General features: G+C 73.2%; 18 protein-coding genes. 6 read left to right on the top strand and 12 right to left on the bottom strand.

Translation table 11 applies throughout. From position 1 onward, the window contains the following. Positions 1–2 precede the first annotated feature (2 nt). The 3 genes from AS97_RS05935 to AS97_RS05945 form a co-directional block, all read right to left on the bottom strand. A complete protein-coding gene (locus AS97_RS05935) occupies positions 3–971 on the bottom strand; it encodes a DUF979 domain-containing protein (protein WP_059145452.1) in 969 nt (322 codons plus the stop codon). After that, the gene (locus AS97_RS05940) at positions 968–1,690 is read right to left on the bottom strand and encodes a DUF969 domain-containing protein (RefSeq protein ID WP_210564452.1); all 723 of its coding nucleotides are present in this window, start codon (positions 1,688–1,690) and stop codon (positions 968–970) included. Before AS97_RS05940 ends, AS97_RS05935 begins: the two co-directional genes overlap by 4 nt. 140 nt (positions 1,691–1,830) lie before the next feature. Beyond that, positions 1,831–2,565: a GntR family transcriptional regulator gene (locus AS97_RS05945; RefSeq protein ID WP_059145454.1), complete on the bottom strand. Its 735-nt coding sequence runs from the start codon at positions 2,563–2,565 to the stop codon at positions 1,831–1,833. Between the two features lie 236 nt (positions 2,566–2,801). On the opposite strand from AS97_RS05945, the gene AS97_RS05950 reads away from it, so the two are divergent. From AS97_RS05950 to AS97_RS05960, 3 genes are read left to right on the top strand one after another with little or no spacing between them, the layout of a single operon-like run. Beyond that, positions 2,802–3,581 carry a 5-oxoprolinase subunit PxpA gene (locus AS97_RS05950; protein ID WP_086710177.1) on the top strand — a complete coding sequence of 260 codons (780 nt, stop codon included), beginning with the start codon at positions 2,802–2,804 and terminating at the stop codon, positions 3,579–3,581. Then, positions 3,578–4,243: an allophanate hydrolase subunit 1 gene (locus AS97_RS05955; RefSeq protein ID WP_210564453.1), complete on the top strand. Its 666-nt coding sequence runs from the start codon at positions 3,578–3,580 to the stop codon at positions 4,241–4,243. Before AS97_RS05950 ends, AS97_RS05955 begins: the two co-directional genes overlap by 4 nt. Beyond that, positions 4,240–5,202: a biotin-dependent carboxyltransferase family protein gene (locus tag AS97_RS05960; protein ID WP_247204248.1), complete on the top strand. Its 963-nt coding sequence runs from the start codon at positions 4,240–4,242 to the stop codon at positions 5,200–5,202. The genes AS97_RS05955 and AS97_RS05960 overlap by 4 nt, the downstream gene beginning before the upstream one ends. Before the next feature lie 27 nt (positions 5,203–5,229). On the opposite strand, the gene AS97_RS05965 is transcribed toward AS97_RS05960, so the two are convergent. The 6 genes from AS97_RS05965 to AS97_RS05990 form a co-directional block, all read right to left on the bottom strand. Next, on the bottom strand, positions 5,230–5,496 hold the full coding sequence (locus AS97_RS05965) for a WhiB family transcriptional regulator (protein ID WP_078645830.1): 267 nt from the start codon (positions 5,494–5,496) through the stop codon (positions 5,230–5,232). Positions 5,497–5,699: 203 nt separating this feature from the next. Beyond that, a complete protein-coding gene (locus tag AS97_RS05970) occupies positions 5,700–9,320 on the bottom strand; it encodes a hydantoinase B/oxoprolinase family protein (protein ID WP_210564454.1) in 3,621 nt (1,206 codons plus the stop codon). Next, positions 9,317–10,357, bottom strand: coding sequence for an SGNH/GDSL hydrolase family protein (locus tag AS97_RS05975; protein WP_247204249.1), 1,041 nt, complete (start codon positions 10,355–10,357; stop codon positions 9,317–9,319). The genes AS97_RS05970 and AS97_RS05975 overlap by 4 nt, the downstream gene beginning before the upstream one ends. Positions 10,358–10,563: 206 nt before the next feature. Further along, positions 10,564–11,778 (bottom strand): glycosyltransferase, encoded by a 1,215-nt coding sequence (locus tag AS97_RS05980; protein WP_210564456.1) that lies wholly within the window; start codon positions 11,776–11,778, stop codon positions 10,564–10,566. A 103-nt stretch (positions 11,779–11,881) separates the two neighbouring features. Continuing rightward, positions 11,882–13,048 (bottom strand): glycosyltransferase family 1 protein, encoded by a 1,167-nt coding sequence (locus AS97_RS05985; RefSeq protein WP_210564457.1) that lies wholly within the window; start codon positions 13,046–13,048, stop codon positions 11,882–11,884. 313 nt (positions 13,049–13,361) lie between these two features. Then, positions 13,362–14,786: a hypothetical protein gene (locus tag AS97_RS05990; RefSeq protein WP_086708655.1), complete on the bottom strand. Its 1,425-nt coding sequence runs from the start codon at positions 14,784–14,786 to the stop codon at positions 13,362–13,364. 314 nt (positions 14,787–15,100) lie between these two features. On the opposite strand from AS97_RS05990, the gene AS97_RS05995 reads away from it, so the two are divergent. Continuing rightward, positions 15,101–16,633 carry a SpoIIE family protein phosphatase gene (locus tag AS97_RS05995; RefSeq protein ID WP_210564458.1) on the top strand — a complete coding sequence of 511 codons (1,533 nt, stop codon included), beginning with the start codon at positions 15,101–15,103 and terminating at the stop codon, positions 16,631–16,633. Between the two features lie 163 nt (positions 16,634–16,796). Here AS97_RS05995 and AS97_RS06000 read toward each other — a convergent pair whose 3' ends face one another. Next, positions 16,797–18,305 (bottom strand): hypothetical protein, encoded by a 1,509-nt coding sequence (locus AS97_RS06000; RefSeq protein WP_125758214.1) that lies wholly within the window; start codon positions 18,303–18,305, stop codon positions 16,797–16,799. 246 nt (positions 18,306–18,551) lie between these two features. Between AS97_RS06000 and AS97_RS06005 the strand changes: the two genes are divergently transcribed. Next, positions 18,552–19,655 carry an aminoglycoside phosphotransferase family protein gene (locus tag AS97_RS06005; RefSeq protein WP_059145466.1) on the top strand — a complete coding sequence of 368 codons (1,104 nt, stop codon included), beginning with the start codon at positions 18,552–18,554 and terminating at the stop codon, positions 19,653–19,655. A gap of 160 nt (positions 19,656–19,815) precedes the next feature. Next, positions 19,816–21,840: a peptidoglycan recognition family protein gene (locus AS97_RS06010; RefSeq protein WP_210564459.1), complete on the top strand. Its 2,025-nt coding sequence runs from the start codon at positions 19,816–19,818 to the stop codon at positions 21,838–21,840. 115 nt (positions 21,841–21,955) lie between these two features. On the opposite strand, the gene AS97_RS06015 is transcribed toward AS97_RS06010, so the two are convergent. Beyond that, complete coding sequence (locus tag AS97_RS06015) at positions 21,956–22,456, bottom strand: hypothetical protein (RefSeq protein ID WP_086708651.1); 501 nt, start codon at positions 22,454–22,456, stop codon at positions 21,956–21,958. 61 nt (positions 22,457–22,517) lie between these two features. Next, a complete protein-coding gene (locus AS97_RS06020) occupies positions 22,518–25,445 on the bottom strand; it encodes an AAA family ATPase (RefSeq protein WP_210564460.1) in 2,928 nt (975 codons plus the stop codon). Positions 25,446–25,592 lie beyond the last annotated feature (147 nt).

Genomic DNA, 25,592 nt, shown 5'->3' on the forward strand with positions numbered 1-25,592 from the left:
TTTCAGAAGGCGAAGAGCGAGATGATGGCGATGTTGCAGACCAGCAGCGCACCGGCGGTGGGGATCTGCGCCTTGATGGGCCCGTACTGGTCCTTGAGTTCCAGCAGGGCGGCGGGCACCAGGTTGAAGTTGGCGGCCATGGGGGTCACGAGCGTGCCGCAGAAGCCGGCCAGCATGCCGACGGCGAGGACGACGGGCGGATCCCCGTGCATCTGCTGGATGAGCACGGGCCAGCCGATGGCGGCCGTCATCACCGGGAAGGCGGCGAAGGCGTTGCCCATGATGATGGTGAACAGGGCCATTCCGACGCAGTAGACGGCCACGGCGATGTACTTCTGGCCGTCCGGCAGCAGCTGCTCGGTGATCTTGCCGACCTGGGTGCCGACCCCGGCCACCTGGAAGATGGAGCCGAGCACGGCGAGCAGTTGGGGCAGCAGCAGCGCCCAGCCCATGGACTCCAGCAGGCTCCGGCCGGCGTGCAGGGGCACCGAGGCTCGCCGCTCGCGCACCACGACCATGGCGACCAGCAGCCCGACGATCGCGCCGAAGCCGAGGCCGAGGATGGTCTCGCTGCCCTCCTCCAAAACCGGTTGGCCCCCGATGTGCCAGTGCTTGACGGCCGAGGCGCAGACGACGGCGACCAGCGGGATGGTGAGCGCCGGGACGAACAGTTTGCTGCCGAGCCGGGCGGCCGTGGCGACACGCTGCTCGGGCGTGGTGGTGCGCGGCACACCACGCCCGGTGAGCGCGAAGCCGCCGAGGCAGACCATGGCGAGGACGGCGACGCCCAGCGGTTCGGCCGGGGCCTTCTTCTCCACCACCCAGCTGCTGTAGAAGAAGCAGCCGCCGAGCAGCCCCCAGAAGGCGGCCGAGCCAAGGCGCTTGGGGTTGCTGCGGTCGACAGCCATCTGGGCGGCCATGGCGAGGAAGACGGCGCCGACGAGCCAGTAGAACCACTCCGCCTTGATCACTTGGCTTCCTCCGCGGTGCGGCTGCCCTCGGCAGCGGATCGGCCGCCGGAGGCGGCGAGGTCGTGGTCCAGGGAGCGGTCCAGGCGCAGCAGCCGGAAGCCGTGGATGAGGAACGCGCAGACGGCGGTGGGGATGGCCCACAGCGCAAGCTGCAGCGGCTCCAGATGGGTGTGGTAGGTGGTGTTGACGAACCCGGTGATCAGCAGGATCGAGCCGATGGCCAGGAAGCAGTCCTCGCCGAAGAACAGCCCGACCGTGTCGGCGCTGGCGGAGTACGAGCGAACGCGCTCGCGGACCCGTTCGGGCAGCGGCCCGTGGCGGCGTTCCGCGGCGCCCTCGGCCATCGGCGCGACCATGGGCCGCACGCTCTGGGCCGGGCCGCCGATGCTGGTGAGGCCGAGGGCGGCGGTGAGCTGGCGCAGCAACAGGTAGAGGGCGAGGAACCGGCCGGTGGTGAGCTTGCCGAGCCGGCCGATGAGGATACGGGCCTGTTCCTGGAGGCCGTTGCGCTCCAGGAGTCCGATCACCGGCAGGGTGATGACGAAGATCGTCACCGAGCGGCTGGAGGCGAAGCCGTCGCCGAAGGCCGCCAGGATCTCCTGGGGCGAGAGCTTGGCCAGCAGTCCGGTGGCGATGCCGGCGACCCCCACCACCAGCAACGGGTTGCGTCGTGTGGCGAATCCGAGGATCACCACGAGGACGCCAAGGAGAACGATCATGCGTCCGGCCTTCCGCGCACAAGGACCTCACAGGGGCGTGAGGAGGGTGCACCGGAGGCTAGGCGTTTGTTCAACGATCCGACAAGGGCCTGAAACGAACTTGTTCCGGCCCCGCCGGATCGTTTACCGCTGGGAAACCTCTATCGCCGGGACATCTTCCGCCCATAGGCGTCGGCCAACTGCCCCTGGGAATCGTCCAGATAGGAGGCGAGCAGCCGCTCGGCCTCCACCGCGTCGCCGCTCTGCAGCGCCTCCAGGATCTGGCGGTTGCGCACCAGGTAGGGGGCGTAGAAACGGCGGGGGTCGGCCATGACGTGGAAGACCAGCCGGAGCTCGGCCAGCACCGCGCGCATCAGTTCGTTCGCGCGGGGACTTCCGGCGAGGGAGACGATCGCCTGATGGAAGCGGATATTGGCGGTGGACAGGTCCTCCCAGGCCCGGTCCCGTACGGCGCGCTCGCCCGCCAGGACCGCCGCCTCGACCGCCCGCACCTCGTACGGCGGTTCGCCCAGGCCGCGCACCGCCGCGCATTCGACGAGCCGGCGCACGCGGTAGATGTCATTGAGGTCGTCGACCGTGACGACGCGGACGAACACCCCGCGATTCAGCTCGTGCACCAGCAGCCGCTCATGGGTCAGCAGGCGGAACGCCTCGCGGAGGGTGTTGCGCGAGACGCCGAGCGCGCCGCCCACGCTGTCCTCGGACAGCCGGGTGCCGGGCGGGAAGAATCCCTCGGCGATGCGGTCGCGCAGGATGTCCGCGACGCGCTCCGCCGTGCTGGTGCGCCCCAGCAGGGCCCGGTCGGCCTCGAGCCCGGCGAGACCGGAGACCTGGGGGTACCCGGCCGCCTCCGGCACCCCCGCCGTCTCCGGCATCCCCGGCGACTCGTCCGACGATTCCCCCGACGATTCGCCGGACTGGCGATTTACGCCTTTTGCCCCGTTCGCCACATCAGCCCCTGTTCGATGTCTCGTTCGTCCCGTATAGCGAGAAGTCAAGCCCAGAAACCGTCACCGGACAACAGACATCTTGTCGGATCGTTCAACGATCGCTTACCTTGTGATGCCATCCATGACCCCTCACGTATCCCCCACGCCCCGAACGGACGGATATGACCGCATCCTTGGCGAACCTGTCCATCGATCTCAACGCCGACCTCGGCGAGGGGTTCGGCCGCTGGGAACTCACCGACGACGAGGCCCTGCTGTCCATCGTCACCAGCGCCAATGTCGCCTGTGGCTTCCACGCCGGGGACCCCTCGACCATGCGCCGGGTGTGCGAGCTGGCCGCCGAGCACGGGGTGCGCATCGGGGCCCAGGTCTCCTACCGGGACCTGGCCGGATTCGGGCGGCGCAGCATGGACGTCCCGCCGCGGGAGCTGACCGACGAGATCGCCTATCAGATCGGCGCGCTGGAAATCTTCGTCCGCGCCGCCGGGGCGCGGGTGCACTATGTCAAGCCGCATGGCGCGCTCTACAACCGCAGCGTGCACGACGAGGCGCAGGCCGCCGCCGTGGTCGAGGGCGTCCGGCTGGCCGACGGGGGTCCGCTGCCGGTGCTGGGGCTGCCCGGGTCCCGGCTGCACGAGGCGGCCCGCGCGGCCGGGCTGCCGGTGATCGCCGAGGCGTTCGCCGACCGCGCCTACACCGCCGACGGAACCCTCGTACCGCGCGGCGAGCCCGGTGCCGTGGTCCACGACCCGGACACGGTGGTCAAGCGCGCCCTCGGCTTCGCCCGGGACCGCGCGGTGACCTCGATCGACGGGCAGCGCATCGAGGTGGACGTGCGTTCCCTGTGCGTCCACGGCGACACCCCCGGCGCCGCCGACCTCGCCCGCCGGGTGCGCAGCGAGCTGACGGCCGCCGGAGTGCGCGTGGCGGCGTTCACATGACCCTGCGGTCCCTGCCCGTCGGCGAGCACGGGCTGCTCATCGAGGTCGACAGCGGCGAGGCGGCCGAGGCACTCCACGCCGAGCTGCTGCGCCGCGCCGCCGCGCGGAAGCTGCCCGCCGTACGCGAGATCGTGCCCGCCGCCCGCACCGTGTTCCTCGACGGGCTCGCCGATCCCGGGCGGCTCGCCGCCGAGCTGCCCGGCTGGCGGATACCGCCGCTGGACCGCGGCGACAGCGACATCGTCGAGGTGTCCGTGCGCTACGACGGGCCCGATCTGGCCGAGGTCGCGAAGCGGTGGGGGGTGACGCCCGAGGAAGCCGTAAGGATCCACTCGAGCACCGGGTTCCGGGTGGCCTTCTGCGGCTTCGCGCCCGGCTTCGGCTATCTGACGGGGCTGCCCGAGCGGTTCCATGTGCCGCGCCATGCGACGCCCAGGACCCGGGTGCCGGTCGGCTCGGTGGCCCTCGCGGGCGGGTACACGGGCGTCTATCCGCGCTCGTCCCCCGGCGGCTGGCAGCTCATCGGCACCACGGACGCCGTGCTGTGGGACACCGCGCGGGAACCGGCGGCGCTCTTCACCCCCGGCACCCGGGTCCGCTTCATCCCGGTACCGGGGGCGGGCCCGGCGCCGGGCCCGCCCCCGGAAGGGACGGCGCCATGACCGACAGCGCCTTCGTCGTCGTCCGGCCGGGAGCCCTGACCACCGTCCAGGACCTGGGCCGCGTCGGCCACGCCCATCTCGGGGTGCCCCGCTCGGGTGCGCTCGACCAGCCCGCCCACCGGCTCGCCAACCGCCTGGTGGGCAACACCGAAGGGGCCGCGGCCCTGGAGACCACGCTGACCGGGTGTGCGGTGCGGCTGCGCCGCCCGGCGACGGTCGCGGTCACCGGCGCGCCCTGCCCGGTCACGGTCGACGGCCGCCCCGTCGCGTGGGGAGCGGCCGTACGGGTGCCGGCGGGCGCGCTCCTGGAGGCCGGGGCCGCCGTCCACGGGGTGCGCAGCTATGTGGCGTTCGACGGCGGTGTCGAGGCCGAGCCGGTGCTCGGCAGCCGGGCCACGGATGTGCTCTCCGGGCTGGGCCCGGCGCCGCTCGTGGACGGCGCGGTGCTGCGGCTCGGGCCGCCGGGCGGGCCCGCGCCCGGTGTGGACGGGGTGCCGCATCGGGGCGTCGCACCGGAGCTGGTACTTCCCGTGGTGCTCGGCCCGCGCGACGACTGGTTCACCCCGGCGGGGCTGCGCACCCTGACCACCGGGGAGTTCCGGGTCTCGGCCGCGAGCAACCGGATCGGTCTGCGCACCGAGGGCCCTTCGCTGGAGCGGGCGAAGGACGGTGAGCTGGCCAGTGAGGGGATGGCGCTCGGCGCGCTCCAGGTCCCGCCGGACGGACGGCCGGTGCTCTTTCTCGCCGACCATCCGACGACCGGCGGCTACCCGGTGGTGGGCGTCGTGCCGGAGCCGTATCTGGCCGCCGCCGGGCAGGCCGTCCCCGGCACCCCGGTGCGGTTCACCCCGCTGGGCCGGGTCTCCTGGGGACCGCCTGCGCGGCGGACCGGCGTGGGCGGCCCCTACGAGCCGCCCGGCGGATCTTCGCGGGCCCCGCGGCGGCAGCCGCTGATGTGACGGGCGCGAAGATTCGGCGGACCGGCCCTAGCGGGCCCGCCGAGCGCCGACCCGCTCCCTGCGCTGCACCTTGCGGCGCAGGGCGCGGCGCTCCTCCTCGCCGACGCCGCCCCAGACCCCGTGGGTCATCCCGGTCTCCAGCGCGTACTCCAGGCATTCCTGGATCACCGGACAGCGGTGGCAGACCTCCTTGGCCCGCGCCTCCTGCTGCTGGGCCGCCGGGCCCGCCACCCCCACCGGGAAGAACAGCTCCGGGTCCTCGTGCGTGCATTCGGCCTTCTGCCACCAGGCCATGGCTGCCCCTTCCGTGAACGACGGTGCTGAAAGTCGCCCGCCGTCGGGCTCACACGCGTGGTTGGCGAGCGGGCGCCGCCCGGGAATCATGCGGGCGCGTCCTAGCGGGCTTTGATATGGGTCGGGTTTCCGATCGCGGCGGCGGCAAACGGATCCGAACGCGCCATGTCTCACATCGGGTTTCCCTGAGCCCCTGGGCGGCCTCAGCCCGTCCCCGGGGTCGTCAGTTCCGCCGGGCCGTAACCGCCGCCGCCCGGCGTGTGGACGACCAGGATGTCCCCCACCCCGACCTCCGCCGCGTCGCGGCCCTCCAGGCGGTCCACCGAACCGTCGGCGCGCTCGATAAGATTCGCGCCCAGCGCGCCCGGTTCGCCACCCGCCATGCCGTACGGGGGCACCCGGCGGTGGCCGGTGAGGAGGGCGACGGTCATCGGCTCCAGGAAGCGGATGCGGCGGGTGACCCCGTGACCGCCGCGCCAGTGACCGTGGCCGCCGCTGTCCCAGCGGATCGCGAAGCTCTCCACCCGCACCGGATAGCGCCACTCCAGCACCTCGGGGTCGGTCAGCCGGGAGTTGGTCATATGGGTCTGTACGGCGTCCGCGCCGTCGAAGCCGTCTCCCGCGCCGGAGCCGCCGGCGACCGTCTCGTAGTACTGGATGCGGTCATTGCCGAAGGTGACGTTGTTCATCGTGCCGGAGCCCTCGGCCTGGACGCCCAGCGCCGCGTACAGGGCGCCCGTGACGGCCTGCGAGGTCTCGACGTTCCCTGCGACCGTGGCGGCCGGGAAGACGGGCGCCAGCATGGAGCCCTCGGGGATGCGGACCTCGAGGGGCTTCAGGCAGCCGCCGTTGAGCGGGATGTCCTCGGCGACCAGCGTCCGGAAGACATAGAGCACGGCCGCCATCACCACCGAGCTCGGCGCGTTGTCGTTGCCCGGCCGCTGGGGCGAGGTGCCGGTGAAGTCCAGGAGGGCGCCGCGCGCCGTGCGGTCCACCGTAAGGGTGACGTGAATGACCGCTCCGCTGTCGGTCTCGTAGCGGTACGAGCCGTCGCTGAGACCGGTCACGATGCGGCGCACGGACTCCTCGGCGTTGTCCTGGACGTGGCCCATATAGGCGTGCACGACCTCGAGGCCGAACTGCCCGATCATCCGGCGCAGTTCCTGGATGCCCTTCTCGTTGGCGGCGATCTGGGCGCGCAGATCGGCGAGGTTGGCGTCCGGGGCGCGGGACGGATACGGCCCGCCGGTCAGCAGCTCACGGGTCTCCCGCTCGCGCAGCGCCCCGTCCCGTAGCAGCAGCCAGTTGTCGAAGAGGACGCCCTCCTCCTGGATGGTGCGGCTGAAGGCGGGCATGGAGCCGGGGGTGATACCGCCGATCTCGGCGTGGTGGCCGCGCGAGGCGACGAGGAAGAGCAGTTCGTCCCCCGCCTCGTCGAAGACCGGGCTGACCACGGTGACGTCCGGCAGGTGGGTGCCTCCGTGGTACGGGTCGTTGATCGCGTACACATCGCCGGGCCGCATCGTGTCCCCGTCGCGTCGCAGCACCTCCTTGATGGACTCGCCCATGGAGCCCAGGTGCACCGGGATATGCGGGGCGTTGGCGATGAGATTGCCCTCGGCGTCGAAGAGGGCGCAGGAGAAGTCGAGCCGCTCCTTGATGTTGACGGAGTGGGCGGTGTGTTCCAGGCGCACGCCCATCTGTTCGGCGATGGCCATGAAGAGGCTGTTGAAGACCTCCAGCATCACGGGGTCCACCTCGGTGCCGACCGCGGTGGTGCTCGGCCGCGGCCGGACGCGGGTGAGCAGCAGATGGCCGCCTTCGCCCGCGGTGGCCTGCCAGCCGGGGTCGACCACGGTGGTGGCGTCCTCCTCGGCGATGATCGCGGGCCCGGTGACCCGGTCCGACGGGCGCATACGGCCGCGCTCGTACAGCGCCGTCCGCTGCCATCGCCCGTCCGCGAACATCCTTACGGTCTTCACGGGCGCCAGCTCGCCCTCCCTCGGCGGCCGTTCCACGGCATGGTCGCCGGTGGGCCCGGACGCGCCGACCGCCTCGACCGACACCGCCTCCACGACCAGCGGCTTGTCCATGGTGAAGGCGTAGCGCTCGCGGTGTGCCCGGACGAAGTCCTCGGTCATCGCGGGGACGGAGCCCAGTGGGACGGGGATGCTGGAGTCGGTGCCCGCGTACCGCAGATGGATCCGGGCGACGGTGTCCAGGGTGTCCTCCGGGACACCGTCCGCGAGCAGTTCGCCGCGGGTCTGGCCGGCCAGCCGCCCGCACAGCTCGCGCACCCGCGGCAGCGTCTCCTCCCCCAGCTCCGCCTCGACCGCCTGCTCGCGCATGGCGGTGGCGTCGGCCACCCCGATGCCGTACGCGGAGAGCACCCCGGCGAGCGGCGGCACGATCACCGTGCCGATGCCGAGCGCGTCGGCGACCGCGCAGGCGTGCTGGCCGCCCGCGCCACCGAAGCTGGTGAGCGCATAGCGGGTGACATCGCGGCCGCGCTGGACGGAGATCTTCTTGACCGCGTTGGTCATATTGAGCACCGCGATGTCCAGGAAGCCCGCCGCGGCCTCCTCCGGTCCGCGCCGGTCGCCGGTCGACTCCGCGATCTCCTCGGCGAGCGCGGCGAAGCGCTCCCGGACCGTCGCCGCGTCCAGCGGCTGGTCGGCGTGCGGGCCGAAGACGGCCGGGAAGTGGTCCGGCTGGACCCGGCCGAGCATCACATTCGCGTCGGTCACGGTCAGCGGGCCGCCGCGCCGGTAGCAGGCGGGGCCGGGGACGGCTCCGGCCGAGTCCGGCCCCACGCGATAGCGCCGGCCGTCGAAGTGGAGCACCGAACCGCCACCCGCCGCCACGGTGTGGATGTTCATCATCGGGGCACGCATCCGCACCCCCGCGACCTCGGTACCGAAGACGCGCTCGAACTCGCCCGCGTAGTGCGAGACATCGGTCGAGGTGCCGCCCATGTCGAAGCCGATGACGCGGTCGTGTCCGGCCTCGCCGGAGGAGCGCGCCATGCCCACCACACCGCCCGCCGGTCCGGACAGCACCGCGTCCTTGCCCCGGAAGTGCGCGGCCTCCCGCAGCCCTCCGTTGGACTGCATGAACATCAGCCGGATATCGCGCAGTTCGGCGGCCACGTCCTCCACATAGCGGCGCAGGATGGGCGAGAGATACGCGTCGACCACGGTGGTGTCGCCGCGTGACACCAGTTTCATCAGCGGGCTGACCTCGTGGGAGCAGCTCACCTGCGGGAAGCCGATGTCGCGCGCCACCTCGGCGAGGGCCCTTTCGTGGGCGGCGTGCCGATAGCCGTGCAGCAGGACGACGGCGGCGCTGCGGAAGCCGTCGCGGTGGGCGGTGCGCAGCGCCTCGGCGGCGGCGTCGAGGTCCAGGGGGCGGACGACCTCGCCGTGAGCGTCCACCCGCTCGGGGATCTCCACCACCCGGTCATACAGCGCCTCGGGGAGCAGGATCCGGCGGTCGAAGAGGCGGGGCCGGTTCTGGTACGCGATGCGCAGGGCGTCCCGGAAGCCTTCGGTGACGACGAGGACGGTCGGCTCGCCCTTGCGCTCCAGCAGGGCGTTGGTGGCGACCGTGGTGCCCATCTTGACGACGTCGATCCGGTCGGCCGGGACCGGTTCGCCGGGGCCGAGCCCCAGCGTCTGCCGGATCCCGGCGACAGCGGCGTCGGTATAGCGCTCGGGGTGGTGGGAGAGCAGCTTGCGGGTGACCAGGCGGCCGTCCGGACGCTTGCCGACGACGTCCGTGAAGGTTCCGCCCCGGTCGATCCAGAATTCCCAGCGACCCGTCACCCCGCCATTGTCGCAGCGGGCGGCGGTGTGTCGGCGATGAGCGGGGCGCCGGGCGGGTGGGACAGCGGCGTGGTGGGGACATGCTGCGGGGCGGCGGACGAGGGCGTGGGCCGCTCGGTGAGTGGACCGGTGGGCGGATGAGGGAGCAGGGCCGGGGCCGGGCCGCTGGTCACCGCGGTGAGCGCGGCGAGAGTCGCCCGCCGGTCCCGCTCCTCGAGCAGATGGGCGGTGCCCCGGAGGCGGTGCCTCCATTCCAGGGCGGCCAGCGCGACCAGGCCGGGCAGGAGGTCGGTGCAGCGGTCCGCGATCCAGCGGGTGCCGCGGGTAGCCATCCACCACGCGGAGGCCGCGCGCGAGGGCGCGGGGCCGTCGAGCTCCAGGGACGGCGGGGCGCCGGTCGCGACGGACCGGGCGCGCAGGGCGGTGTGGAACTCCCTGGCCAGCAGCCGGTGCCCCAGCTCGCTCGGGTGCAGCCGGTCCACGCTCCACGCCCGCCGCTCGGCGACCCAACTGTGGTCGCCGAGCTCCACATGGACCGCCTCGTACCGCTGGGACAGTGCGTGCACCACAGTGTTCACCGCGCGCATCCGGCGCCCCAGCGGGCGCGCGAGCGCGGACGGCAGGCCCAGCATCCGCCCGGGGTCGGGCAGGCAGGCGGTGAGCACCACGGCGCCGTCGGCGCGCAGCGCGCCGATCGTGCGGTCGAGGGCCTCGGCGACCCGGTGGATGTCGAACGAGTCGCGCAGCGTGTCGTTCCCGCCGACCACGACCGAGGCCAGATGCGGGCGGGCGCGACGGGCTTCGGCCAATTGCTCATCCGCGACATCGGCGGCCAGCGCCCCGCTGCGGGACACATTGACGAACTCCACCGGCTCATCGGGGTGCGGTCCGGTGGCGGCCGCCAGCAGCGCGGCCCAGCCACGCCATCCGCCGCCGGGCGCCGGGTCGCCGAGCCCCTCGGTGAGCGAGTCGCCGAGGGCGGCGAACCGGAGCCTGCGCGGCTCCGCGCCGTCGCCCGGGCCCGGCGTCCGCCCCACCGGGTGCGGGGCAGCGATGGAAGCCTGCCCCGCACCCTCCGTCTCCGTCTCCGTCTCCGTCTCCGTAAAGACGGCCTCCGTAGGGCTGGCCCCCTTAAGGGCGGCCTCCGTACGGACGGCCTCCGTAAGGACGGCATCCGTAAGGACGGCCTCCGTACGAGACGGTTCCGTACCAGCGCGGTCCCCCGTGTGAGCGCCGGCTGCGCTCACCGCACACCGCCGACTGCCCGGTGCGCGGAGACCTCCACGGCGGCCGGGGCCCGGCCGCCGTCGGCGGATCGGACGCCCTCGGTGGACGCGTCATGGGCGGTCAGGAAGGAGGCGACCGCCGCGGGCCAGCCGTAGCGTTCGGCGCGTGCGCGGGCCGCCGCCCGGCGGAGGGGCTCGGAGCGGGCCAGGACGCGCTCCACGGCGTCCGCGAAGGCCGTTCCGTCGTCCGCGGCGGTCTCGCCCGCGGCGCCGACGATATCGGGCAGCGCGGAGAGCGCGCTGACGACGACGGGCGAACCGCACGCCAGCGCCTCCAGCGCCGCGAGGCCGAAGGTCTCCGCCGGGCCCGGCGCCAGCACGACATCGGCGCTGGCCTGGATGGCGGCGAGCCCCGCCCGCTCCGCCACATGCCCGAGGAAGACGGCCGGAAGCCCCTCGGCGTGGGCGCGGGCCTCCAGGCGCGGCCGCAGCGGCCCGTCCCCGGCGACCACGAGCGCCGCGGAGACGCCCCGCCGCCGCAGCTCGGCGAGCGCGTCGAGCACCCGGCCGGGCCGCTTCTCGGGCGAGAGCCGCGAGCACATGGCGAGGAGAACGGCAGCCTCACCACGATGGTGGTCCCGCAGCGCGGCGTCGTGGTGTGAGGGGTGGAAGTGGCCGAGATCCACGCCCAGAGGCGCGCGTACGACATTCCGCGCGCCGATCCGTACAAACTCGCGCGCCGCCCATTCGGTGGTGCAGACGATCCGCGAGTACGCCCGCGCGGTACGGACATTGAGCCGGTCCGCGGCGCCCTGGGCGATCCCGTCCGGCACGCCCCACGTGCGCAGTACGGCGTCCGCACTCTCGTGGGAGACCATCACGGCCGGGACGCGGGCGCGCCGCGCCCACTCCCCCGTCCAGCGGAGGGTGGTGCGGTCCGACACCTCGAGCCGGTCTGGCGCCAGGCCGTCGAGCAGCCGGGTCAGCCGCCGCCGGTCGGTCAGGACGCGGTAGCCGCCGGTACCGGGGATGGCCGGCCCGGGGAGCGTGATCACGCGCCCCTGCCGGGTCTGCTCGTCCGAGACCCGCTCGCCCGGCACCACGAGGACGGCCTCGTGCCCGGCCGCCTGATAACCGGCCCCGAGCTCGCGCAGCGCGGTGCGGAGGCCGCCGGAGGCGGGGGTGACGAAGTTGGCCAGCCGGACGATGCGCAGGCCCTTGCCGTCGCTCATGCTGCTCTCTCCTCCCACGGCACTCATGGTGTGTGCCTTTCCTTCGCTTCTCCGCCCGCACGGCACAGAGGCGCGGGTATCGGCCCCGGCTGCCGTCCGGCGCTCACGCCGCGACCGCCGTACGGGCCGCCAGCACCTCGGTGTAGTGGTCGATCAGCTGGTCGACGATCGCCTCCCAGGTGCGGCCCTCGACCGCCTCCCGGCCGGCGTGCCCCAGTGCCGCGCGCAGCTTCGCGTCGGCCGAGAGCAGCGCCACGGCGTCGGTCACCTCGGTCTCGTCCCCGGGCGACACCAGCAGCCCCGTACGCCCGTGGTCGACGAGGTCGAGCGGGCCGCCCGCCGCGGGCGCGACCACCGGGACGCCGCTGGCCTGGGCCTCCTGCACGGTCTGGCAGAAGGTCTCCTGGGGGCCCGTGTGGGCGAAGACGTCCAGCGACGCGAAGACGCGGGCCAGGTCGTTGCCGGTGCGGCGGCCGAGGAAGCGGGCCCTCGGCATGGCCGCCCGCAGCGCGGGCTCGCTCGGCCCGTCCCCGACCACGACGACCTGGACGCCTGGCAGCCGGCTCAGCGGTGCGAGCAGCTCGACGTTCTTCTCCGGGGCGAGACGGCCGATGTATCCGACGATCAGCTCACCGCCGGGGGCGAGAGACCGACGCAGCTCCGGGTCGCGGCGCGAGGGGTGGAAGCGCTCGGTGTCGACCCCGCGCGGCCACAGCCGGATCCGCGGCACGCCGTGCTCCTCGAGGTCGCGGGCGGAGGCGGTGGAAGGAGCCAGGGTGCGGTCGGCGGCGGTGTGCACGGCGCGGATGCGCCGCCAGGCCGCGTTCTCGCCCGCGCCGAGGTAGGTGCGGGCGTAGGAGCCGAGGTCGGTCTGGTAAACGGCCACCGCCGGTATCCGCAGCCGGAGTGCGGCGGTCATGCCGCGCGCACCCAGCACGAAGGGGCTGGCGAGGTGGACGACGTCGCTGTGGTGGGAGGTGATGGCGGCGGCGAGCTTACGGCTGGGGAGGGCGACCCGGACCTGCGGATAGCCGGGCAGGGGCAGGGAGGGGATGCGTATGACGGGGTACGGATGCGACCGGTCGAGCTCCCCTTGGCTCTCGGGTGGACCGCCTGCCGTGGCGGGCGGTGGGCCTCCGGGCGGACCCGCCGGTGCGATGACCAAGGGGTGATGACCACGGCGGTGGAGATGGTCGGCCGTCTGCAGCGTGCAGTGAGCGACGCCGTTGATGTCGGGTGGGAAGGATTCAGTCACGATGGCGACACGCATACCGGTGTTGTCGGCGTACGAAGGGTGGCTCCGGCATCGTGCACGTTTCGCGCCGTAGAACGTCCTATGAGCGTTGGCCTTCGCGCTCCCCGGGCGCCGCTCAGGACCCCGGCGAGATCATGTCAAACCCGCATGAACCCGCCTCAATGAGCGACCGGTCACTCGGCGTGAAACTGTCGCCGGGGTGAACATCCTGTTCGGGCGACGCGGAGATACGGAGGGTGACGCACCCTTCGCCCTGCCGGGGAAGACGCGTCTGCCGCCTCCGAGGTTGCGCGCCGGCGCGAGATCGCGCTCCGGGGCGGCCGACGGGTCAGAAGTCCGGGGTTTCGGGCCCGATGCGGCTGCGGACCGCCGTCTGTACCTCGGCCTCCTCCGCCGGGTCGGCGGCCAGCCGGCGGAGCTGTTCGACGACGCGGGTGTCGGCGGTGGCGGCGTGGCGGGCGGCGAGTTCCCGGGTGCTCTCCTCGCAGTCCCACAGGCATTCGACGGCGAAGCCCGCCGCGAAGGACGGATCGGTGGCGGCCAGCGCGCGGGCGGCGCGGCCGCGCAGGTGGGAGGAGGCCGTCTCGCGGTAGACATGGCGCAGTACGGGCGCGGCGCAGGAGATCGTCAGGCGTCCGGCGCCGTCGACGAGCGTCCACAGGATCTGGGCGTCCGGGCCCTCGGCCCGGACCGTGCGGCGGAGGGCGGCGAGCACGAGCGGGGTGTCGTACTGACCGCCGCGGCAGGAGAGCATCGCGGCCGCCGCGTCACCGAGAGCGTCGGGGCGGTGGGCCCAGACGCGGGCCCGGTCGAGGGCGGAGATGCTGCGCATGCGTTCGAAGGCGGAGAGGGCCGCCTGGGAGACCAGCTCCGAGGCGTCCGGCTCGGTCACGGCCGCCTCGATCAGGTCGAGCACCTCGGGGTCTCCGATCTCCGCGAGATGCCGCAGCGCCGCGGCGCGGGCGGCGTCGGGGGCCGACGCGGCGGCGGCGAGGAGTTCGGGCCGGTCCTCGGGACCGGCGACGGCGGCCAGGCAGCGGGCCGCCGCGTCGGGGCGGCGGGCATCCGGCTTCAGATCGTGCTCCCGCTGAGCCCACAGCAGGATGTCGTGGACGCTCCATCCGGGGCGCGGTCCCGAGGGCCGCAGCTGGCGCTGCCACCGGTCGAAGGCGCCCTGCTCCGCCGCCGCGCGCACCCGGGGCCCGTGGTGCGGATCGGCGGCCCACAGCCGCCAGGGCCGGGGTTCGTAGGCGCCGCGTACGACGGCGGCCAGCTCGGCGTCGCCCTCGGTGGTCTCGGGGAAGCGGGCGAGGACCGCGGGGGCCAGGCCGCGCAGCCCGGGGTCGTCGTCGCGCAGGGCCAGCTCGTCGAGGGCCCACTCCCAGTTGCTGCCGGCCGCGGTGTAGCGGCGCAGGAGCCGCAGGGCGTCGGCCCGGCCGTAGGCGGCGAGGTGGCCGAGGACGGAGAGGGCGAGCCCGGTGCGCGCCTCGTCGTCGTTGACCAGGTCGTCGGGGTGGAACAGATGCTGTTCGATTTCGTCGAGTTCGGCGTCGAGGTCCAGACAGAGCCTGGCGTAGTAGAGCGAGCGGTTCTCGACCTGCCAGTCACGGCGGGGGTCGCGCAGCACACAGTGGTGCAGTGCCGCGAGCGCCTCGGCCCGCGGCGCGGCGAGGGCATGCAGGGTCCCGTCGCCGCGGCCTCGCTGAAGGAGGCCGAGCAGGGTGCCGCTGGGCGCTATGTCTGGATCGAACATGAGGTCAGCATCCGGTGCGGGAGGTTCGCTGGCAACGGGATTTCCGTCGATCGGCATTCTTGCCGATGTCCTGGCGCCGTATGCCTGATGAACGGCGTGGGACTGAGGGACTCCCGAGCGCCGCAGCCTACCCGGAATCGCGCCCTCCGCCGATTCCCCGCCGATATGCACCCGGAAGGCCATTGGCATATGCCGCAAGCACCACCGGATCGGGTATTGCCAAACCGCTTACGGGATGTCGCAGCCTGTGCAAGAGTCGTTACCGGTCCCTCCCCTCAAGACCCGGCCGCGCCGCGCCCGTATCGGAGAACGTCATGCCGTCCCCCCGCTCCGCGGACCATCCCTCCGTACCACCTCCCCAGCGTGACACGGTCGACGCCCTCATCTCGCAGACCCAGCGGCTCCGCGGCGGGCTCGACGCCGTCCGCCGCGACACCGTCGCGGATCTGGGCGGTACGGACGACGCGCAGGTGCGCTGGCAGCGTGCGCTGTGCGAGCTCGCCGCCCACCAGCTGGACGATCTGGACCGGCATCTGGGCGAGCTGCGCGAGGGACTGCTCGCCGATCCCCCCGGAGCGGACGAGGGGACCGAAGCCGACGCGACGGGGACCGAAGCCGACACGCGGGCGGCGGCCGAGGCCCCGGCCGAAAGTGATGGCACCGGCCGCGGTTCGCTGCTGAGCCGGGTCGGCAGCGCCGAGTGGAACCTCCTCTCCGACGAGGTGACCTGGTCCGACGAGCTGTGCCGGATCTTCGGCCGCGACCCCGGGGACGGCGGGCTCACCCTCGACGAGCTGCCCTCCTGGATCTTCTCCGAGGATCAGCCGATCCTGACCGCGATGGTCACGGACTGCCTGGTGGACGGAAAGCCGATCGACGGCGAGTTCCGCGTCGTGCGCGCGGACGAGGTGGTGCGCACCGTCCATATGGCGGGCGAGCCGGTGCTCGACACCGACGGCAGCACCGCCTCCATGTGGGCCGTGCTCCGGGACGTGAGCGAGCTGCGCCGCAGCGAACGGGCGGTGCGCGAAAGCCGGGACACCCTCAGCCACCAGCGGCGGATCGCGCGGACCGAGCGCCGGCTGGCGGTGGAGGTGCGGGAGGCCGTGCTGCCGCCGTGGCGCGGCTCCCTCCGGCTTCCGTCCGGTGACGGCTTTCCGGGCACCGGCCCGGCGGCCGACGGCGCCGCCCTCGACATCGCCGCCCTCGACATCGCCGCCCACTATCTCCCCTCCGAGTCCAGCGCCCAGATCGGCGGCGACTGGTACGACGCGCTCGAACTGCCGGACGGACGGACCCTGCTGAGCGTCGGCGGTCTCACCGGCCATGGCGTGACCGCGACCTGCGGTATGGCCATGCTGCTGGGCGCGGTGCGCGGCATGGCGGTGGCCGGGATCGAGCCGGGCCCGCTGATGGGGCGGCTCAACCAGCTGCTCGCCGTCTCCTCCCAGCCCGCGCTGGTCGGCGCCGCCTGCGGGCAGTACGACCCGCGCACCCGCACCCTGGTGTGGGCGCAGGCCGGACACCCCGCCCCGCTGCTCTTCCGCTACGGGACGGGACGCCCGCTGCGCTCTCCCGACGGCGTGCTGCTCGGCGCCACCACGGGCGCCACGTATACCCAGTCCGAGGAGCGGCTGGAGCCGGGCGATCTGCTGGTGCTGCACACCGGACGGCTCGCCCAGGACGCCGAGGGCGCCACCGAGCGGCTGCTCGCGCTCGCGCCACGGCTGACCGCCGCCCATGGCGCACAGGAGTGCGTACGGCTCGTGGCCGAGGCGTTCGGCCACGAGCCGCGCGAGAACGACGCCTGTGTGCTGATCGCCAGGGTCACCGGTGCCCGCGCATGACGCGGCTTCCCGCGTCGGCGTGGCGCGGTGATCGGTCCTCGTAAGGCACGGTGATCGGCCCTCGTAAGCCGTTGGCTTCCCATACGGGTGAGTTGTCGTCAGGGTTGACTCGTCGTAAGGCGTTGCCCCCTCGTCGGGCCCCTGGTGCGGCGTGGCCCGGCCGCTAGACGGCCGCGCTCCGGGCGATGGAGCCGGACCCTTTCAGCCCCGGACCGCCCTTCCCCGTGCCACCCTTCGGCATCACCTGCTGGATCTCCTCACGCAGCTGCCGGATGGCCGGTGTCGTGGAGTACCGCCCGGTGAGCCGGTACATCTCGCGCAGCCGGTCCCAGGTGCGATGCGAGGAGTTCTGCTCGATCGTCAGCAGGGCCATCCGGGCATAGCGCTCGGCCTGCTCGGGATCGTCGCCGATGAAACAGGACGAGGCGATGGAGATGTAGTCGAAGATCTGGGACCGCTGGCGCCCGCCCTCCCGCATCCGCAGCGCCTTCTTGGCATGGCTCTCGGCGATGCCCGCCGCCCCCGGCTCATGCTCGGCGAGGGTGCGGTAGACCAGCCCCTGCATCCCGTACAGATCCGCCTCGTTGAACAACTGCATCCAGCTCGGCGACGGCCCCTCGTCCCGGTCCGAGATGAACAGCTCCTCCGCCTCGCCCAGGGCGCGGCGCACCGCCTGGCCGTTGCCCTTGGACGCCTGCGCCCATGCCTCGATGGTGCGGAACATGGCCCGGGTGCACGGCAGCGCGGCCTCGCTCGCACCGGTCTTGGCCAGCGTCATCAGATCCAGGGCGTCGTCCGGGCGGCCCAGGTGGACCATCTGCCGGGCGGCCCGGGAGAGCGCCTCGCTCGCCCGGGGGCGGTCGCCGCCCTCGCGGGCCGCGTGGGCCGCGATGACGAAGTACTTCTGGGCGGTGGGCTCCAGGCCGACGTCATGGGACATCCAGCCGGCGAGCACCGCCAGGTTGGCCGTCACCCCCCACAGTCTGCGCTGCAGATGCTCGGGGTGGCGGTAGGCGAGCATGCCGCCCACCTCGTTGAGCTGGCCGACCACGGCCTTGCGCTGGAGTCCGCCGCCGCGGGCCGCGTCCCAGGCGCGGAAGACCTCGACCGAGGTCTCCAGGGCGTCGATCTCCTGGGAGCCGACCGGGGCGGCCTCATAGCGGTCGAAGCCCACGGGCTCGACGGACAGGGGATTGTCGGTACGGGGCGCATCGGTGGCGAGGGTGGGGTCGGAGAGCAGAAACTCGCTCATGGCACCGGTGATGGCGGATCCTGCGGCGAGCGCGGCGCCCGCACCCACCAAGCCGCGTCGGTTGAACATAAGGTCCATTCCCGTGAATTCGGTGAGGACCGCGGCCGTGGACTCGGGCGGCCAGAGCAGCCCGTCGGCGGGCTGCCCCTTTCCCGAGCGCCCCCCTCGTCCGAACCCGAGATCCTCAGTGGTCACGACTCGACCGAGACGCTCGGTGAACAGGGCCGCCAGCACCTTGGGCACGGGATCGCGCGGCGTCTCGCCGGTGTCGATCCAACGCCGCACCCGCGAGGTGTCGGTCGCCAGCTGCGGATGGCCCATGGCCGCCGCCTTCCGGTTCACGAGCCTCGCGAGCTCCCCCTTGGACCATCCGGCGAGGCCGAACAGGTCCGCAAGACGGGTGTTGGGTTCCCTCGTCACGTCAAGCCCCCAGGTTCCTCGGCTGACTTGACAGTAACGGTCCCGTCACGAGCCGTGCGACTATTCGCCAGGGTTCGCCAGGGTCCGCCAGATGGTGTGCCACCCGCACAGGGGTGTGATGTAGGAGTGCGTTACCCGGCCCCGTGGCGGATCGAGCTGAACCGGCCGCATTCCCCAGGGTGCGGCCCCGCCTCGGGGCCGGGTGCGTACGCAACTCGTCGGCACACGAAGGGATCTGTATCGCCCATGTACGCAGCGTCGTCCTCCGTGTCCGTCCCGCCCAGGCCGTACCGGCGGCAGCTGCCCGGCTCCGGGCCGTACCTCGATCCCGCCCACGGCGGCCGGGCCCGGCGGACCGCCGCCCTCGGCACCGTGCCGCCTCGCGGGAGACTCGACTTGTCCGGTCCACAGGGTGCGCAGCTGCGCACCGCGATCACCTCGGTCCATCGCATCTGTCCGGAGTTCAACCCGGTGCAGGTGCTGCGGCGCAGCGGACGGTCCGTGCTCCTGATCGGGGCGACCGGGCGCAGCACCGCGGTGGCCAAGTGCCTGCTGGACCACTCCCCCGTGTGGGCCGAGCGGTTCCGCCGGGAAATAGCGATGTACCGGGCGTTCGTCCGCCAGCGCCCGCCGGTGCGGGTGCCCCGGCTGATCGCCGCCGACCCGGACAACTGCGCGCTGGTCATGGAGCGGATGCCCGGGCGGATCGCGGCCGCGCAGCGCCACCCCACCGAGCCCCCGCCGCGCGCCGATCTTGGTGCGGTGCTGGGCGCGATCCGCAGGGTCAACCAATGGCGGCCGCCCGCCGATCTGTTCGACGCCCCCATCGACTACGCCGGCCGGCTGACCCGTTATCACGAGCTCGGGCTGCTGACCGACCGGGACATGGGCGATCTGCAGAAGCTGCTGCGCGGCGTCTCGCACGCCTGGGGGCGGCAGACCCCGGCGCAGTTCTGCCATGGCGACGCCCTGTTGAACAATGTCCTGCTCTCCCCCGCGGGCCCGGTGCTCCTCGACTGGGACCACGCGGGCTGGTATCTGCCCGGCTATGACCTGGCCACGCTGTGGACGGTGCTGGGCGACGCGCCCGTCACCCGACGCCAGATCAGCCAGTTGGCGCAGGCCGCGGGCCCGGCCGCGCGGGACTCCTTCCTGGTGAATCTGATGCTGGTGCTGACGCGGGAGATCCGCCAGTACGAGACCGCGGTGCAGCGCACCATGCACGATCCCGCCCCCGTGGTGCCGGGCGCGGTCCCGGCCGGTGAGGAGCAGCGGCTGCTGCTGCGCCGGCTGCATGACGACTGTGCGCTGGCCCGGCGGGCGGTGCGGGCGGCGGTCGGCACCCGCTGAGCGGAGGCGGATGGCGGCAGGGGTGCGTCACCGGTCTGGACCGGTGACGCGCCGCGGTTGGGCTGACATGCGAACACGCGTCTGGGTGACGGCGATTGACGTCACGCCTGGCAGCGCATATCTCTAAGTGGCTCGGCCCGGCCCGCTTGAGGAGGCTGCAATGCCAGAATCCGCACAGGACAGCGCAGACGACGCGAACAGAAACCCGTCCGGCCCCACCCGGAGAACCACATTGCGGACCGCGGGAGCCGCGGCGTCCGCCGCCCTTCTGCTCCCGCTGGTCTCGGCGACATCCGCCGCCCATGCCGACCAGCCGCGGGCCGACGGTCCTCCTGCCGACGGCGGCGCCCTGCAGCGCGCCTTCGCGGCCGCGGCCGCCGAGTACGGCGTTCCGCTCAGGGTGCTCCTGGGCGTCTCGTATCTCCAGTCGCGCTGGGACGGCCACCGCGGCGCGCCCAGCGTCACCGGCGGCTATGGGCCCATGCATCTCACCGACGCCCACACCGCCCTGCTCACCGCCCCGCACCACAGCCAGGGCACCGAGGACGCGCGCGGCGACCTCGCCCGGCCCCTGAGGGTCCCCAAGGCCACCGTTCCCGAACCCCGGCAGCTGCCCGCCCGGCTGCGCACCCTCGGCCGGGCCGCGGAGCTCACGGGGCTGTCCGCGGAGGCGCTGCGCGGCGATGAGAGCGCCAATGTGCGCGGTGGCGCGGCCCTGCTGGCCGCCACCCAGAAGCGGCTGGGGCTGCCGCCGAGCGAGGACCCCGCCGACTGGTACGCGGCGGTGGCGGCCTATTCCGGCGCCGATGACGCCACGGCCGCGGCCGCCTTCGCCGACGAGGTGTACGAGGTGATCCGCGGCGGTGCCGCGCGGACGACCGCCGACGGCGAGCGGGTCTCCCTCGACGCGGCGCCCGCACTCGCGCCGGACACCCGGCAGCTGCGGACGCTCGGTCTGCCGTCCCGTGCCCGGGATCCGCATGTCGAGGCCCCCAAGGATGTGTCCTGCGAGTGGATCCCGGCGCCCTACGAGGAGTTCGGGGACAACGACTACGGCAACCACGACCTGGGCGACCGCCCCGCCTCGCAGTCCATCGACTACATCGTCATCCATGACACCGAGGGCTCCTGGGACACCACCATCAAGCTGGTCCAGGACCCCACCTATGTGTCCTGGCAGTACACCCTGCGCTCCTCCGACGGGCATATCGCCCAGCATGTGCCGCTCAAGGACGTGGCCTGGCACGCGGGCAACTGGTACGTCAACGCCAAGTCCATCGGCCTGGAGCACGAGGGGTTCCTGACCGCTCCGGACGCCTGGTACACGGAGGCGATGTACCGCTCCTCGGCGCGGCTGGTGCGCTATCTCGCCAAGCGGTTCGACATTCCGCTGGACCGCCAGCACATCCTGGGCCATGACAATGTGCCGGGCACCACCACCGCCACCATCGCGGGCATGCACACCGACCCCGGCCCCTACTGGGACTGGGCGCACTACTTCACCCTGCTCGGCGCGCCCTTCCGGCGGACCGCGGGCTCCTCCGGCGGGCTGGTCACCATCCGCCCCGACTACGACACCAACCGGCCCGTCTACACCGGCTGTGAGACGGCGGGCGAGGAGTGTGCCCCGCACGGCTCGGCCGCGGTGCGGCTGCACACCGCGCCGCGTGCGGATGCCCCGCTGGTCAAGGACATCGGGCTGCGCCCCGACGGCTCCGACTCGACGACCGGCGTCAATGACACCGGTGCCCGCGCCACCACCGGGCAGCAGTTCGCGGTCGCGGGCCGTGAGGGCGACTGGACGGCGATCTGGTACCTCGGCCAGCGGGCCTGGTTCCAGGACCCCAAGCGGCGGCCGACGGCGGTGAGCGCCAAGGGGCTTGTCGTGACGCCCAAGGCCGGGGTGGCGGAGGTGCCGGTGTACGGCCGCGCCTATCCGGAGGAGGCGGCGTATCCGGAGGGTGTGCCGGTGCAGGCGGTCTCGCCGCTGCCGTACAAGCTGCTCGCCGGGCAGTCCTATCCGCTGGGGCTGAGGACGCGGGGCGAGTATCTGTGGGCGACCACCTTCGATCCGGCGGGTCACAAGGTGGTGCGCGGCCAGGACGTGTACTACCAGATCCAGTTCGGGCACCGGGTGGCGTTCGTCCGGGCCGCCGATGTGACGGTCCGGCGCTCGGGGAAGTGAGCCCGACGGGCCGTCAGTCCGCCGCGGAAGAGTGGTGGACGGGCCATCCGGGGGTCGTGAGGACCGTGTCGGCTGTGTGCCGTACGGGCGTCTCACGGCCCCTCGGCGGCACTCCTCAGCGCTGCTGGAACATCTCCGCGGGCAGCGGCTTGAGCAGCCGGTACAGATCGTCGGTGATCGGCCGGTCCCAGCTGGCGATGGTGACGAGCACCCCGTCGCTGCGGTCGAACTGGGCGCAGGAGATCCGGCCCTCGGAGAGCTTGATCCGGCGGACGATGAGGAGGTTGTCCTCATGCATGACCGGGCTGTCCTCGGTGTCCACCACCTGCACCGGCTCGTCGTTCCCGAGCGCCGCCAGCAGCTGGGCGACCTCGAACGGCGGCTGGCCGTCCGCGACCTCCCGGGCCGGGGACCCGTCGGGCAGATTGCCGATGATCATCGCCGGGCCGCGGCCGCCGAACAGGTCGTAGCGCAGGAAGACGCCCTGGCAGGTGCCGTCCGGAGCGGGCAGCAGCCCCGCCCCGAGATCGCCGGGCCAGTCTCCCGGGTCCATGGCGAGGACATCGAAGTCCGGCCCGGTGGGCGTGGCGGCGCTGCGGCGGCGGAGGAAGGACATGCGGACATGGTACGTGGCCGCGTGCCGGTTACCGTGCCGGGGAGCAGGTGGGCCGCACCCCTCATCCGGGGTCGGGCGCCGGGCGCTGGGGCAGGCCGGCCGTGGGGGTGATCAGCCGCTTCGCCAGACCGGCGCGGTCGGTGCCGACCTTACGGTAGACATCGGAGAGCAGCCGGGCGACCTCACGCTCCTCCAGCCCCGTCGCCTCGCTGATCCGGGCGTCCGGCCAGCCCTCGGCGGCCCGCTCGGCGACGGCCTGCTCCTGGGAGGTCAGCGGGCTGGTGTGATCGACACGCAACTGCATGGGGCGCAGCCCGGCGGCGGACAGCTCGTCGCGAGCCCGGGCCGCGAGCGCGTCGGCCCCGCAGCGCACCGCTCCCTCCAGACCGCGGTAGAGCCGGTCGCCGGCCTCCTGGGGCAGGCCGATGCGGCGCAGCGCGGCGCCGTGGTCGACCAGCGCCACGGCCAGGTCGTGCGCGGCCGGTGACCGCATCAGATGGCTGACGGCCTCGGCCAGCAGCTTGATCCGCTCCGGCCCCTGGGTCACGGTGGCCGCGGTGTGCAGCGCCTTGCCGATCGCGGAGTGGGTGCCGAACTGACGGGCGCGGCGCACCGCGTCGTCGGCGACCTCGACGGCCTGCGGGGGATCGGTCAGCGCGAGGGTCTGGGCGAGGTGGAGCTGCCAGGGGCACCAGGCGGGGTTGCGCATACCGCGCCCGTCCATGCGGCGGCCGACCTCGGTGAGCTGGTGCCGGGCCTCGCGGTGCAGATTGGCGGCCAGCAGCAGCTCGCCGCGGACCGCCGGTACGTCGGGGCAGAGCGTGGCCTGCGGCAGGGTCTCGCCGCGGTGCGCGGCCGCGAACTCCTGCGCCTCGCGGACCCGGCCCTGGCAGATCAGCGTTCCGATGAGGGTGCCGACCGCGGTCCAGTGCGCGGGTGTCGAGGAGCCCACCAGATCGGCGATCCGCATCCCCTCCCGGGCCAGCTCCTCCGCCTCGCCGAGCGCGCCGCGGCGCAGCCGGGCGTACCCGAGAAGCGTGAAGCCGAACGCCAGATGGGAGCCGCGCCAGCCCTTGCGCTCGCATTGGGCGATGCCCTTGTTGAACAGCTCCTCGGCGCGCCCGGGCTGGTCGCAGTGGAGGAAGACCAGGGCGACCAGGATGGGCACCTCGAAGCCCCAGTCGTCATCGGTCCAGCTGAGGCCGTCGCCGAGGGCCTCCTCCGCGTAGTGCAGCGCGGTGGCGACCGGTTCGCCGCGCGTCAGCGCGTCCCAGGCGCGCAGCCCCAGCAGATAGCGCTCGGCCATGCCGCGGCCGGTGAGGTGGTCCGCGAGCCGGGCGAGGCGCCGGGAGCGGGCGGGCGACTCCTTCTCGTCGGCGCGGAACATGTTCCACATCAGCTGCTCGGTCTGCATCCGCAGCCGGGTGCGGGCGCTGGTGGCCCGGCCGATCTCGGCGGCGACGACCTGGGCGGCCTCCTCCATACGGCCGCTGTGGCCGTATGCCTGGGCGAGCCGGTAGGTGATCGCCTCGCGCAGGTCGGGGCCGAGTGCGGGCTCTTCGAGCGCGGCTCTCAGATGGTTGACGGTGACGTCGGGCTCGGTGAGCTGGGCGGCGCAGCCCAGCTCGTACAGCACGGCGGGGCGCTCCTCGAGGGCGGGTGGTTCGCGCAGCGCCCGGGCCAGACAGCGACGCCCGGCGTCGGGGGCTCCGGCACGCAGATACTCCCGGGCGGCGGCCCGCAGATGGTGCACCACCCAGGGGTCGCCCTCGGGGTGCATCTCCAGCAGATGCCGGCCCGCTGCCGCGGAGCCCAGGCCCGCGCCGAGCACCACGGTGGCGGCCTGGCCGTGCATGGCCACCCGCAGGGCGCCGGGGATGGCCTGGTAGACGGCGGTGGCGATGAGCGGGTGGAGGTATTCGAGGGGCTTGGTGCCGTTTCCGGGGCGCGGCGGGGCCAGGATCCGCGCATCGACGAGCCGCGCCACCACATCGACGGCCTCGGTGTCGCTGAGCCCGGCGACATCGGCGGTCAGCGCCGGGGTGGCCTCGATGCCGAGGACGGCGACGGCCCAGGCGAGGCGGACGGCGGCGGTGCCGAGGCGGGTCAGCCGCTCGTTGAGCCCGCTGTCCTTGGCCGAGGAGACCAGTTCGCGCAGCGCGGGCAGGTTCTCCGACTGCGGTTTCAGCCGGCGGTCGCGGATCTTGGCGGTGAGTTCGGTGATCTCCCAGGGGTTGCCGCCGGTCATCGCCCAGCACTCGCGGCAGAACGCGTCGTCGGCGTGGTCCCCGAGGACCTCCCGGACGATCCTGCCGACTCCGCTCGGGGTCAGCGGCGCCAGCACATGGGGACGTGATCCCTGGCGCTCGGCAAGAGCCCGTATCACGGCGACGTCGGCGGTCAGGCCCTCCGGGCGGTAGCCGACGGCGAGCAGCAGGGGCAGGTCGGCGGTGCGCGAGGCGAACCGGGTCAGCCAGTCCAGCGACTCGGGGTCGGCCCAGTGGACATCGTCGAGGATCATGACGACCGGGGCGTGTTCCACGGTGAAGCGGGTCACCAGCCAGTCGAGGCCGTCGCGGACGCCCTGCGGATCGGGTGCGCCGCCGTTGCCCGAGACCACCAGGCCGACCGCGGGCGCGACGATGTCGTACCAGCCGCCGAGGATCCTGCGGTGCTCGTCCTCGCCGGTCGCCGCGAGCACCGGCTGGAAGAGCTGGCGCACCACATGGAAGGCCGCGCCCTGTTCGTGCTCACCGCCGCGGGCCCGGAGCACGGTGCAGCCGCGTGCGGCGGCCCTCCGGCGCGCCTCGCCGAGCAGCGCGGTCTTGCCGACACCGCCGGGGCCCTCGAAGGCGATCACTCCGCCGCCGCGGGTCTCGGCCCGATCGGCGGCGCCCGTTCCGCACAGCTCGGTGAGCGCGGCGTCCACCGCGCGCAGCTCCCGATCCCGCTCCAGCAGTGTCCGGCGCGTCAGGTTCTGTTGGCTCATGTCCTCCGCCACGTTCTTCCCCTCCGGCAGGTGACGCCGAGCGTAGCGCGGATGGCACGCTCCGTAGCCCTCCAATGGGGGGTTTTCCGCCGGGCATTGCCAGTGGCACACGCCATTTCACTGCCTCCTCTATCGATGCCACGTTCC

Source organism: Streptomyces sp. AgN23 (genome assembly GCF_001598115.1).
GTDB lineage: Bacteria > Actinomycetota > Actinomycetes > Streptomycetales > Streptomycetaceae > Streptomyces > Streptomyces antimycoticus.